This window comes from Streptomyces sp. NPDC087906 (genome assembly GCF_055584925.1).
In genome coordinates this window covers 276,675-288,920 of the sequence record NZ_JBVJLC010000004.1, presented here as the reverse complement: position 1 = coordinate 288,920, position 12,246 = coordinate 276,675, and the positions used below count along the sequence as shown (strand labels likewise).

Genomic DNA, 12,246 nt, shown 5'->3' with positions numbered 1-12,246 from the left:
CCGGATTTCGGCACCGGATGACCGCTCAGCTTTACCTAATCGACAGGGATTTGTGCAGGGTTGATAGCTACGTGATCTGGACATGGCGGAGACCCGCCACCGTCATCCCCGCGCCAAGGGGGACGAACCGGTCATCGCGGCAGGACGAGTACGTATGCGGCGGGGTCGCGGTCGTCCGCCGCGCCCAGTGCCGTACGGACCACCGCGGCCTGCTGGTCGAGCGATTCGCGCAGCTTGCGCGGGGTGAGATGGACGACCGTGACACCCAGCCGCTCCAGGTCCTCGCGCTTGCGCGCGTACCGCGACCACAGCGCCTCGTCCTCGCCCGCACCGCCCTGCCGGGACGCCCGGGTGTCCAGCTCGACGGCGACGGCCTGTTCCGGCCAGTAGGCGTCCACACAGCCCAGCGAGGGCCCGCCGGGCAGCCGCAGTTCGACGTTCCACACCGGGTCGGGCAGCCCGTTCAGGAACACCATCTCGTACAGCCGGCCCTCCGCCCGTGCCCGGCCTTCCGCGAGCAGCGCGTCGACCGCCTCGACCACGTGCGGCCGGGCCAGCAGCCGCGCCTGGTTCAACTCACGCACCAGCGCGGACGGTTCGCAGTAGCCGCCGCGTACGGCCTCGGTCAGCAGCAGGCCGACCGCCGCCGCCTCCGGCAGATCGGCGACCGCGTCGGCCACCGCACGCGCCACCGGCGCGACCGGAACTCCGGTGAGCGGGACGGGCCTGGGCAGCGCGTGGGTGCGGATCAGCCGGGCGAAGCCCGTGGAGCGCAGCCGCCGGGTACGCGCCACGAGCACGTCGACGGTGTCGAGGTCGCGCAGCGAGGGCGCCGACTCGAAGCCGTACAGCGCCAGCGCGGCGGGACCGGTGATCATCGCGGCGCCGTACGGGGAATCGGCGTACGGGGCATCGGCGGCCGGCCGGGTCCCGTCCGCCGGCTGGGTGGGTACGCCGCCGGCGCTCGCCGGGCTCGGCCGGCCGGCGTACAGCAGCGCGGCGTGCAGCCGCTCCTCGCCGGTCGGCGGTCCCTGGTGCAACAGGCAGACCCCCGGCAGCAGTTGCTGCCAGGGGCCGTCGGGCCCGCACTGCGCGTGCGCCTTGGCGGCCGGCACGCCGTGCGCGCGGAGCTGGGCGAGCGACAGCACACGCAGCCGCGCGCCTTCGGTGAGCCGGCTCAAGGGGCAAGGGGTGACGGGGGTGTTGTTGTTCATGTCCCGGGTCTCCCCGCGCGCTCACCCTCCGCTAACCCCTGTTACGCGTTCGTCGACATAACCGGACAAGCTCGTCCTAAAGTACGGACGTTCGACTGCCGATCACGCTCTGCCGCTCACGCTGCCTGCCCCGTACTGCCAATCACGCGGCGGCGTCGCACTCCTGACCGCGCAGCGACCGCGCCAGGTCGTCGGCCGCCTCCGACACCAGCCTGCGCAGCGCGGGCGCCGCGTCCTCGTGCGCCGCGAGCCAGGCCCGCGTCGCCTCCAGGGTCGACGGGTCGTCCTTGAGATCGGGGTACAGGCCCTTCACCACGTCCATGCCGATCTGGATCGAACGCTCCGACCACACCCGCTCGATCGCTTCGAAGTACCGCTCCGCGTACGGCGCGACCAGCTCCCGCTGGCCGGGCTGGGCGAAGCCCGCGATCGTCGCCTCCACCAGCGCGTTCGACAGGGCGTCCGACTCGACGACCTGCGCCCACGCCTGCGCCTTGACGGCGGCGGACGGCCGGGCCGCCAGGCACCGCACCTGGTGGCGCTTGCCCGACGCCGTGTCGTCACGGGCCAGTTCGGCCGCGACGTCCGACTCGTCGGCCAGGCCGTGCGCCACGAGCGGTTCGAGGAACGCCCAGCGCAGCTCCTGGTCGACATCGAGACCGTCGATCTTGGCCGAGCCCGCCAGCAGCCCGCGCAGGAGCTGGAAGTCGGAGTCCGACGCCGCGACGGATGCCAGGAACCGCGCCCAGGTGAGCTGGTGCTGGCTGCCCGGCTCCGCCGTCCGCAGCTCGCTCAGCGCGCCCTCGGCGAGCAACAGCCCGCCCTCGGCGCGCCACTGCGGCGCCGCGTACCGGGTCAGCGCCGACCTGGCCCAGGCGTGCAGCATCTGGAGCACCCCGATGTCGCTCTCCCGGCCCGCGTGGGCCAGCACCAGCGCGATGAAGTCGCGGGCCGGCATCAGGGCGTCCCGGGTCAGGTTCCACAGCGCCGACCAGCACAGGGCGCGCGCCAGCGGGTCGGTCAGCTCGCCGAGCCGGGCGCGCAGGGTGTCCAGCGAGCCGGCGTCGAAGCGGATCTTGCAGTACGTCAGGTCGTCGTCGTTGACCAGGATCAGCTCGGGCCGCTCGGCGCCCGCCAGTTCCGGCACGACCGTACGGGGGCCGACGACATCCGTCTCCGTACGGGCGAACCGGTCGAGGCCGCCGTCCGGGGTGCGCCGGTAGAGGCCGATCGCCACCCGGTGCGGCCGCACCTCGGGCCACGCCTCCGCCGCGTCCTGGACGATGGCCAGTTCCGTGATCCGGTCCTCGCCGTCGTACACGACCTGCGGGGTCAGGGAGTTGACGCCCGCCGTCTCCAGCCAGGACCGCGACCAGCCCGCCAGATCCCGCCCCGAGGTCTCCGCCAGCACGGCCAGCAGGTCCTCCAGGCGCGTGTTGCCGTACGCGTGCCGCTTGAAGTAGCGCCTGGCGCCCTCCAGGAAGGCGTCCCTGCCGACATACGCGACCAGTTGCTTGAGCACCGAGGCGCCCTTCGCGTACGTGATCCCGTCGAAGTTGAGCTTCGCGTCCTCCAGGTCGCGGATGTCGGCCGTGATCGGGTGGGTGGACGGCAACTGGTCGGCGCGGTAGGCCCACGCCTTGCGGTTGTTGGCGAAGGTCGTCCAGCCGTTGGTGAAGCGGGTGGCCTCCACCATCGCGAACACGCCCATGTAGTCGGCGAAGGACTCCTTCAGCCACAGGTCGTCCCACCAGCGCATGGTGACCAGGTCGCCGAACCACATGTGCGCCATCTCGTGCAGGATCACATTCGCCCGGCGCTCGTACGACGCCTGCGTGACCTTGCCCCGGTAGATGTACTCCTCGCGGAAGGTGACGAGCCCGGGGTTCTCCATCGCGCCCAGGTTGTACTCCGGCACGAAGGCCTGGTCGTACTTGCCGAACGGGTACGGGTAGTCGAAGTTGTCGTGGAAGAAGTCCAGGCCCTGCTTGGTCAGCAGGAAGACGTCGTCCGCGTCGAAATGCCGGGCCAGGCCCTTGCGGCACATCGCGCCGAGCGGGATCTCCAGCGTCGAGCCGTCCGGCAGGGCGCGCCGGTAGGTGTCGCTCACGTAGTGGTACGGACCGGCGACGACCGCCGTGATGTACGTCGAGATCGGCTTCGTCTCGGCGAACCGCCACACCCCGTCCGCCAGGGTGCCCGCGCCGTTGCTCCAGACCTGCCAGCCGTCGGGGGCCGTCACCTCGAACCGGTACGGCGCCTTGAGGTCGGGCTGCTCGAAGTTGGCGAACACCCGCCGCGCGTCGGCCGGTTCGTACTGCGTGTACAGATAGACCTCGCCGTCCTCCGGGTCGACGAAGCGGTGCATGCCCTCGCCCGTACGGCTGTACGCGCACTGCGCGTCCACCACCAGCACGTTCTCCGCCTGGAGGCCGTCGAGCGCGATCCGGGAGCCGTCGAAGACGGCCGCCGGGTCCAGCTCGCGCCCGTTCAGCGACAGGGCCGTCACCGACGGGGCGATCAGGTCGGCGAAGCTCGCGGCGCCGGGCTCGGCGCAGCGGAAGCGGATCGTCGTCACCGACCGGAACGTGCGGGGCCCTGCCGCACCCGCGGGCGCCTCGGACGCGGCGGGCGCGTCCGGCGCTCCCGGCTCCCCGTCGAGCGCCGAGCGCAGGTCGAGGGCGATCTCGTACCCGTCCACGGACAGCAGGGCTGCCCGCTCGCGGGCCTCGTCACGGGACAGATTCTCACCGGGCACGGACACTCCTTCGGGACTCGTACGAACAGGACCGATCCTCGCACGCGGTGCTGACAGGGGGCGAAGGGGAATGCGCCGGGCCGCCCGGTACGTTGCCGCCTTGAGGTGTATCCGCAGTCCGTAAGAGGAGAGACATGTCCGAGAAGACCCCCGTCGACTTCTGGTTCGACCCGCTGTGCCCCTGGGCCTGGATGACCTCGCGCTGGGTGCTCGAAGTGGAGAAGGGCCGGAACCTCGGCATCCGCTGGCACGTCATGAGCCTGGCCGTGCTGAACGAGCCGCGCCTCGACGAGATGCCCGAGGAGTACCGCGACATGATGGCGACGAAGGCGTGGGCGCCGGTCCGTGTCGTCATCGCCGCCCAGCAGAAGCACGGCGACGAGGTCGTCGGCAAGCTCTACACAGCGCTCGGCACGCACATCCACGTCAACGGCGAGGGCCCGACCCGCGAGGCCATCGCCGCCGCGCTGAAGGACGTCGACCTCCCCGCCGACCTGCTGGAGTACGCCGACTCGGACACGTACGACACCGAGCTGCGCGCCTCCCACCAGGAAGGCATCGACAAGGTCGGCCAGGAGGTCGGCACCCCCGTCATCGCCGTCCCCGGCGCCGACGGCGAGCAGGTCGCCTTCTTCGGCCCGGTCGTCACGCCCGCCCCGAAGGGCGAGGAGGCGCTGAAGCTCTGGGACGGCACGCTGCTGGTTGCCTCGATCCCCGGCTTCTACGAGCTCAAGCGGACGAGGACGCAGGGCCCGGTCTTCGACTGACCTTTCCCACGGACGGCACACGACAGCACCGAACGGCACCGGGCTCCCGCGCACACGGCGGGGGCCCGGTGGTGTGGGGCCCCGCGTTGCGGGGCCCCGGTGTTTGGTTGAGCCCCGGTGTTGTTGGGCCCCCGACAACGCTCTGACCTCGGCTTTGTGGACAACTGACGGTGCCGCGGCGCGAGCGGGTACGTTACCGTCAGGCTGACCGTAACCGTCCCTCACCGCCCCGGAGTCCCGATGAGCACCGCTGCCGCAACCCCCCGTACCGGAGCGGTCCTCGCCGACCTCCTGCCGGCCACCCGCACCCGCGACCTCGCGCTGGTGCTCGGCGGCGCCGCGCTCACCGGCGCGGCGGCGCAGCTCTCCGTCACCGTGCCCGGATCGCCCGTGCCGGTCACCGGGCAGACCTTCGCCGCGCTCCTCGTCGGCACGGCGCTCGGCGCCCGCAGGGGCTTCCTCTCCCTCGCCGTCTACACCCTCGTCGGCCTCGCGGGCGTGCCGTGGTTCTCGGCGGGCAGCTCGGGCCCCGGCGGCGCATCCCTCGGCTATGTCTTCGGGATGCTGCTCGCGGCCGCCGCCGTCGGTGCGCTGGCCGAGCGCGGCGGCGACCGCTCCGTGCTGCGCACGGCGGCCACGATGGTGCTGGGCTCGGCGATCATCTACGCGGTGGGCGTGCCGTATCTGGCGGTGTCCACCGGCATGTCGGCGAGCGCGGCGATATCAGCCGGACTTGTGCCCTTCCTGCTCGGCGACGGGCTGAAGGCCGCTCTCGCGACCGGCGCTTTCCCCGCCGCCTGGACGTTCGTCCACCGCAAGGGCTGACCCGGCGGGGCCCGCGCCGGGCGCTGCGCCCGCCTGCCGTCCGCGGTGGTCCCGTACCAGCGCCACGGCCACCACGATCGCCGCGACCAGCAGCGACAGCAGCACCTGGTCGCGCCCGGCGTCGTCGGTGAGCATGTAGACCAGGACGAACACGATCATCGCGATCGTCGCCCAGGTCAGGTAGGGGAACAGCCACATCCGCACGACGAGCTTGTCCGGGTTCTCGCGCAGGATGATGCCGCGCATCCGCAGTTGGGTGCAGCAGATGACCAGCCACACGAAGAGCGCCACGGCCCCCGACGAGTTCAGCAGGAACTGGAACACCGTGTCGGGCCACTGGTAGTTGAACCAGACGGCGAGGAAGCCGAAGAGCACGGACGACAGGATCGCCACCTGCGGCACCCCGCGCTTGTTGATCCGGGCGAAGGCCGTGGGCGCGTCCTTGCGCCGTCCCAGCGAGAACGCCATCCGGGACGCCGTGTAGAGACCGGAGTTGAGACAGGACAGCACGGCCGTCAGCACGATGACGTTCATGATGTCGCCCGCGTGCGGCAGCCCGATCGAGTTGAGGGCGGCCACGTACGAGCCGTCCTTCTCGATGGACTTGTCGTTCCACGGGACCAGCGTCAGCACGACGAAGATCGACCCGAGGTAGAAGATCGCGATACGCCAGATCACGCTGTTCGTCGCCTTCGACACCGCGCCCCGGGGATCGGCCGACTCACCCGCCGCCAGCGTGACGATCTCGCTGCCCATGAAGGAGAAGACGACCAGCAGCACCCCGGTCAGGATCGCGCCGGGCCCCTTGGGCAGGAACCCGCCGGTGTCGGTGAGATGGCTGAAGCCGGCGCCCGCGTTGTGCGAGCCGGGCAGCACACCGAAGACCGCCAGCAGCCCGATGACGACGAACGCCCCGATCGCCACGACCTTGATGCCGGCGAACCAGAACTCGAACTCGCCGTAGGAGGCGACCGACGCGAGGTTCGACGCGGTCAGTACGACCATGACGATCAGCGCCCAGGCCCACTGCGGCACGGCGGGCACCCAGCCCTCCAGGATCACGGCACCGGCCGTCGCCTCGACGGCCAGTACCACGACCCAGAAGAACCAGTAGAGCCAGCCGATCGAGAAGCCGGCCCAGCGGCCGAGCGCGCGGTCGGCGTAGGCGGAGAAGGACCCCGACGTGGGCTGCGCGGCGGCCATCTCGCCCAGCATCCGCATGACGAGCACGACCATCGTGCCGACGAGCGCGTACGACAGGAGGATGGCGGGTCCGGCCGCGGCGATGCCGGAGCCCGAGCCGACGAACAGCCCCGCGCCGATCACCCCGCCGATCGCGATCATCGACAGATGGCGGTTCTTGAGGCCGGCCCGCAGGCCGTCGGGCGATTGCGGATTCCCAGGTTGGGTGGGGTCTCCGCCTTCCTTCGTGGGGGTAGGCAGGGGAGCCATATGAGATTTCCTTATTCCAGAGCAGTACATGACAATACCGACACCGCAGTGGCGCCGGGCACCCCGTAGCGCTACCCAACGTCGCGCATGCCACACTCGCCTCATGCGCGTGTACCTCGGCTCCGACCATGCCGGCTTCGAACTCAAGGCCCACCTCGTCGCCTGGCTCACGGCCCACGGCCATGAGCCCGTCGACTGCGGACCCCACATCTATGACGCCCAGGACGACTACCCGCCGTTCTGCCTGCGCACGGCGGAGCGCACGGCCGCCGACCCGGGCAGCCTCGGCATCGTGATCGGCGGCTCGGGCAACGGCGAGCAGATCGCCGCCAACAAGGTCAAGGGCGTCCGGGCCGCGCTGGCCTGGAGCGAGGAGACCGCCGAGCTGGGCCGCGAGCACAACAACGCGAACGTGATGGCGGTCGGCAGCCGGATGCACAGCCTGGACGAGGCGACCGCGTTCGTCGAGGTCTTTCTCAAGACCCCGTACTCGGGCGCCGAACGCCACGCGCGCCGGATCGAGATGCTGGAGAGGTACGAGTCGACGGGCGAACTCCCCCCGATCCCGGCCCACCACCCGCAGCAGGGCTAGGGCCTGTCGTGTGGATCTTGCCGGGCTCGCGTGCCCTGGCACCGCGCCTCGCGGCGTTGTCGTCGGTCGGCGACGCTCCGCGTCGCCTTCCTCCTCCGCCTTGCGATCCACGGCACCAACGCGACACCAGCCGCTGCCGCGGCGGGCGCTCCCTGATCCGGCCTGATCCACACGACAGGCCCTAGGTCGCGTCCGCGCCCCCGCCCCACCCAGTCCCACCGTGCCGCCGGGCCGTGCGCCCGGCGGCACCGTCAGTTCGCCGTCGCTCAGGAGTCTTCGTGCCGGAAGGGCATACGATCCACCGCCTCGCCGCGGACCATCTCGACCGCTTCGGCGGCCGGCCGGTCCGGGTCAGCAGCCCGCAGGGCAAGTTCTCCGACAGCGCGGCGCTGCTCGACGGGCGGGTCATGGAGAGCGCCGACGCCCACGGGAAACATCTCTTCCTCGGCTTCGGCGGCGCCGGCTGGGTCCATGTCCATCTCGGCCTCTTCGGCAAGGTGCGCTTCGGCGCCCCGCCGCTCCCGCCGCCCACGGACACCGTCCGGCTGCGCATCGCCGACGACACGGCGTACATGGACCTGCGCGGCCCCACCACCTGCGCCCTGATCACCGAGCCCGAGAAGCAGGCGATACACGACCGGCTCGGCCCCGACCCGCTGCGCGCCGCCGCCGACGACCCCGAAGCGGCCGAGGCGTACGGCGCCACGGCGTGGGAGCGGATCTCCCGCTCCCGGGTGACCGTCGCCGCGCTCCTGATGGACCAGAAGGTCATCGCGGGCGTCGGCAACGTCTACCGCGCCGAGGTCCTCTTCCGGCACGGCATCGACCCGTACCGCGCGGGCAAGGACCTCAGCCACGACGAGTGGCGGGCCGTCTGGGCCGATCTGATCGGCCTGATGCGCGAAGGCGTACGGCACAACCGCATCGACACCGTCCGCCCCGAGCACACCCCCGAGGCGATGGGCCGCCCGCCCCGCGTCGACGACCACGGCGGCGAGGTCTACGTCTACCGCAGGGCGCTGCTGCCCTGCCTGCTGTGCGGCACCGAGATCCGGACGGCGCCCCTCGCCGCCCGGAACCTCTTCTGGTGTCCCACCTGCCAGAAGAGCTGAGGAATCAGGGCCGGGTACCGATGACGACGGTGGCGAACAGCTCCTCGGAGCCCGCCACCCGCGGCTTGAGGCCGTCGCGCGCGACCGTGGCCACCGCACGCGCCGTCTGCCGCTCGCTCGTCTCGAACAGCAGATGCCCGCCCGGCGCCAGCCAGCGCGCGGCGTCGGCCGTCACCCGGCGCAGTACGTCCAGCCCGTCCGCGCCGCCGTCGAGCGCCACCCGCGCCTCATGCACCCGGGCCTCCTGCGGCAGCAGTTCGATCTCCTCGGTGGGCACGTACGGCACGTTGGCCAGCAGGACGTCGACCCGGCCCCTGAGCGACGCGGGCAGCGGCCCGTACAGATCGCCCTCGTAGACCGACCCGCCGGCCGCCGCGACATTGCGCCGCGCGCACCGCACGGCGACGGGGTCGATGTCGGCGGCGTACAGCTCCGCCGCACGCTGCTCGGGGCGCGCGGCGAGCGCGGCACCGAGCGCCCCCGAACCGCAGCACAGATCGACGATCACGGAGCCGGGACCTGCGAGTTCGGCCGCCTGCTGGACCAGGAACTCGGTACGTCGGCGCGGTACGAAGACACCGGGGTCGACGGCGATCCGCAACCCGCAGAACTCGGCCCAGCCGAGGACATGTTCGAGGGGGAGTCCGGCGGCCCGCCGCTCCACCATCGCGGTGGCATCGGCGGGAGAAGCGGCGGTGGAGAGGATCAACTCCGCCTCGTCCTCGGCGAAGACGCAGCCTGCGGCACGCAGCCGGGTGACGACGGCGGAGAGCGGAAGAGATGACGGTGAGGTCGACATGGAAGCCTTTCGGGAAGCCTGCGAGCGCTCCCTCGGCCCCGGTGCGCGGCCCGGCTACGCCGGACGTACCGCGCTGCCGTGGGAGAGGGACACCCGCCCTGCGCCAGCGGTAATGGGTCCCACCTCCTCGGTCGTATATGTCTGAGGTCGTGCGTGTCCGAAGACGCCCTCACTCTACCCGAGCGGCCCCCGCCGCCCGCCGCCCGGAATGCCCGGAACCACGCTCAGAAGCCGTGCGGCAGCCAGGGCGCGATGTCCGATGCGAAAGCGGGCGACGCGGCGGCCAGCGCGCCCTCCCGCAGCTCCCGCACCCGGCCCGCGCGCGCCAGCGACGACAGCGTGATCCCGCCCAGATAGGCGGAGCCCAGCTCCCGCGCCGAAAGGGACAGCTCCGCCGGATCGGCCGTGCGCTCGCAGGACGCGCCCTTCGCGTCGCCGGAGAGCCGCCAACGCCCCTCGTTCCAGGGGCAGAAGCTGTCCTCGACCTCGATCACCACATCCACCGGCGCCTGGTACGTACGGGCTTCGAGCGCCGCACCCACCTCGACGACCCGCACATACAGCCCGTCCCGCAGGAGCATGCTGCTGCGCCGCACGTCGGAGACCAGATGCTGGATCGCGTCGTCCACCGGGCGGTTGTTCACGCTGACCGTCGACGTCAGGTCGATGTCGCAGAGGAAGCGCCACAGCGCCGCGTACGCCGCCGGGTCCTGGGCGTGCAGGTGGTGGAGGTGGACCGTGCCCTTGGGCCCCCTGGCGTCGTACTCCGGCTTGGTCTGGAACAGCACGAACCCGACGCTCTCGCCGTCCCGTTCGGCCAGCACGCACTGCGACGGCGACTTGCCGTGCCGGTCGTCCGCCGGGTCGAAGAACTGCACCCGCTCCCACCCGGCCGGGCGGGCAATCATACCGGGCCGGACCGCGACATCCGCCGCGTACAACTCCTCGCAGACGCGCTGCACCGCCGGGTCGGTGGGCCGCGCGCGGCGCAGCCGTACGCCGTCGGTCCCCTGCGGTACGTCGATCCGCACCCGCGAGGAGTCGATCTCCAGCGAGAGCTTCTGCGTCGCGGCCCCGTAGCCGAACCGCCCGTAGATCGGCGGCTCCGAAGCGGTCAGCACCGCGAGCGGTTCGCCCCACTCCCGTACGTCGTCGAGCTGCCGGCGCATCATCGACCTGAGCACCCCCTGCCGGCGGTGCGTCGCCCCCACGCTCACCATCGTCACGCCGGCGGTGGGCACCAGCGCGCCGCCGGGCACGCTCAACCGGAAGCTGAACGCCCCTGCCGTACCCACGCATTCGTCGCCGTCCCAGACGCCGATGAAGCGGTCGTGCTCGGCCAGACCGGCCCACAGCGCCTGCTCCTCGGCGGACTCACCGGCCCCACCGAACGCGAGCAGAAACGCCTCGTACCAGCGGTCCCATTCCGAGGTGCCCAGCACCCGCAGCTCTTTGGTCATATGCCATCAGTACCAGGGGTTACGGTGACAAGGCGACCCGATTTCGAACACAATGTCATGGGGGTCCCCCTGCACGACGGGCGACCGGATCGATAGGGTCCACCACAATGGCCGGTGTCGCGGGAGCGGACTCGTTTTCGGCCCGGATGCGCAGGCGACTGCACCGGGTCCGCAACGTGGTGCGCAAATCCGGCGTCGACTACTTCCGCGGTGACGGCTCCGACTGGATCGCCTTCATCGGACTGCTGATCTTCATCCCGATCATCACCACCACGACCCTCGCCGTGCCCGTCTGGTGCGCACCCGCCGCGCTGGTCCTGCCCATCGTGGCCGGCGGGCTGCTGCTGCGCCCGGCGAGCCTGCTCGCGCTGTACGCGGCGTCCGCCGTGGCGCTCATCGTCGAATCGATAGTCCTCGGCCCGTACGACGAAGGCCCCTCACGCGTCACCCCCGGCACGGTCCTCGTGGTCGCCGCCTGCGGTCTCTTCGGGCTCCTCATCGCCCAGTTCAGGGCCAGGGTCGGGGTGCCGTGGCGGCGCGGCGGAACGATGCTCTTCGACCTGCGGGAACGTATCCGCGTACAGAGCGCGCTGCCCCGGCTGCCGCAGGGCTGGCACCGCGAGATGGCGCTGCGCCCGGCCGGCGGCCAGTCCTTCTCCGGCGACTTCGTGGTCGCCGCCCGCACCAACGGCGGCCGGACGCTCGAAGTCGTCCTGACCGACGTCTCGGGCAAGGGCATGGACGCGGGCTCCCGCGCGCTGCTCCTGTCGGGCGCCTTCGGCGGCCTGCTCGGCTCGCTCCCCCCGCACGGCTTCCTGCCCGCTGCCAACGGCTATCTGCTCCGGCAGGACTGGGACGAGGGCTTCGCCACCTCCATCCATCTCGTGCTCGACCTCGACTCGGGGGACTACGAACTGCTCTCGGCGGGACATCTGCCGGCCCTGCAACTGCACGCGGGAAGCGGCCGCTGGGAGGAGAAGTCGGGCGAGGGCCCGCTGCTGGGCGTCTACGCCGGAGCCCAGTTCGACGCCGTCAAGGGCTCGTTGGCCCACGGCGACGTACTGATGCTGTTCACCGACGGCCTGGTGGAGATCCCCGGCCGCGACCTCTCCGAAGGCGTGGACCGCCTCACGGGCGAGGCCGACCGCTATGTGACGGCGGGCTTCGAGGGCGCGGCCTGGCATCTGATCGAGGCGGTCGCGAAGAACGTGAACGACGACCGAGCCCTTTTGCTGATCTGCCGCGAGGCCTGAGCGGGGCCGGCCCC

The 12,246-nt window shown here is 71.6% G+C and carries 10 protein-coding genes; 5 read left to right on the top strand and 5 right to left on the bottom strand.

What is annotated here, in order from left to right; all coding sequences use genetic code 11:
* Window positions 1-131: 131 nt before the first annotated feature.
* On the bottom strand, window positions 132-1,214 hold the full coding sequence (locus ACZ63I_RS14975) for a hypothetical protein (RefSeq protein ID WP_469338782.1): 1,083 nt from the start codon (window positions 1,212-1,214) through the stop codon (window positions 132-134).
* 142 nt (window positions 1,215-1,356) lie between these two features.
* Entirely contained in the window at window positions 1,357-3,972 is a 2,616-nt protein-coding gene (gene pepN, locus ACZ63I_RS14970) for an aminopeptidase N (RefSeq protein ID WP_469338780.1), read from the bottom strand.
* Window positions 3,973-4,106: 134 nt separating this feature from the next.
* On the opposite strand from pepN, the gene ACZ63I_RS14965 reads away from it, so the two are divergent.
* Both ACZ63I_RS14965 and ACZ63I_RS14960 read left to right on the top strand, forming a co-directional pair.
* Window positions 4,107-4,739, top strand: coding sequence for a mycothiol-dependent nitroreductase Rv2466c family protein (locus tag ACZ63I_RS14965; RefSeq protein WP_469338778.1), 633 nt, complete (start codon window positions 4,107-4,109; stop codon window positions 4,737-4,739).
* A gap of 240 nt (window positions 4,740-4,979) precedes the next feature.
* Window positions 4,980-5,564: a biotin transporter BioY gene (locus tag ACZ63I_RS14960; RefSeq protein ID WP_469338776.1), complete on the top strand. Its 585-nt coding sequence runs from the start codon at window positions 4,980-4,982 to the stop codon at window positions 5,562-5,564.
* Here the strand turns inward: ACZ63I_RS14960 and ACZ63I_RS14955 are convergent.
* Entirely contained in the window at window positions 5,463-7,016 is a 1,554-nt protein-coding gene (locus ACZ63I_RS14955) for an amino acid permease (RefSeq protein WP_469338774.1), read from the bottom strand. The genes ACZ63I_RS14960 and ACZ63I_RS14955 overlap by 102 nt on opposite strands.
* A 103-nt stretch (window positions 7,017-7,119) precedes the next feature.
* Here ACZ63I_RS14955 and ACZ63I_RS14950 point away from each other — a divergent pair, with 103 nt between their 5' ends.
* Together ACZ63I_RS14950 and ACZ63I_RS14945 are read left to right on the top strand one after the other, a co-directional pair.
* Window positions 7,120-7,608 (top strand): ribose-5-phosphate isomerase, encoded by a 489-nt coding sequence (locus ACZ63I_RS14950; RefSeq protein WP_469338772.1) that lies wholly within the window; start codon window positions 7,120-7,122, stop codon window positions 7,606-7,608.
* Between the two features lie 278 nt (window positions 7,609-7,886).
* Entirely contained in the window at window positions 7,887-8,720 is an 834-nt protein-coding gene (locus ACZ63I_RS14945; RefSeq protein WP_469338771.1) for an Fpg/Nei family DNA glycosylase, read from the top strand.
* 4 nt (window positions 8,721-8,724) lie between these two features.
* On the opposite strand, the gene ACZ63I_RS14940 is transcribed toward ACZ63I_RS14945, so the two are convergent.
* Together ACZ63I_RS14940 and ACZ63I_RS14935 are read right to left on the bottom strand one after the other, a co-directional pair.
* Window positions 8,725-9,519, bottom strand: coding sequence for a putative protein N(5)-glutamine methyltransferase (locus ACZ63I_RS14940; RefSeq protein ID WP_469338769.1), 795 nt, complete (start codon window positions 9,517-9,519; stop codon window positions 8,725-8,727).
* Between the two features lie 224 nt (window positions 9,520-9,743).
* The gene (locus ACZ63I_RS14935) at window positions 9,744-10,979 is read right to left on the bottom strand and encodes a GNAT family N-acetyltransferase (protein ID WP_469338767.1); all 1,236 of its coding nucleotides are present in this window, start codon (window positions 10,977-10,979) and stop codon (window positions 9,744-9,746) included.
* Window positions 10,980-11,086: 107 nt separating this feature from the next.
* On the opposite strand from ACZ63I_RS14935, the gene ACZ63I_RS14930 reads away from it, so the two are divergent.
* On the top strand, window positions 11,087-12,232 hold the full coding sequence (locus ACZ63I_RS14930; RefSeq protein ID WP_469338765.1) for a SpoIIE family protein phosphatase: 1,146 nt from the start codon (window positions 11,087-11,089) through the stop codon (window positions 12,230-12,232).
* The last annotated feature ends 14 nt before the right edge of the window (window positions 12,233-12,246 follow it).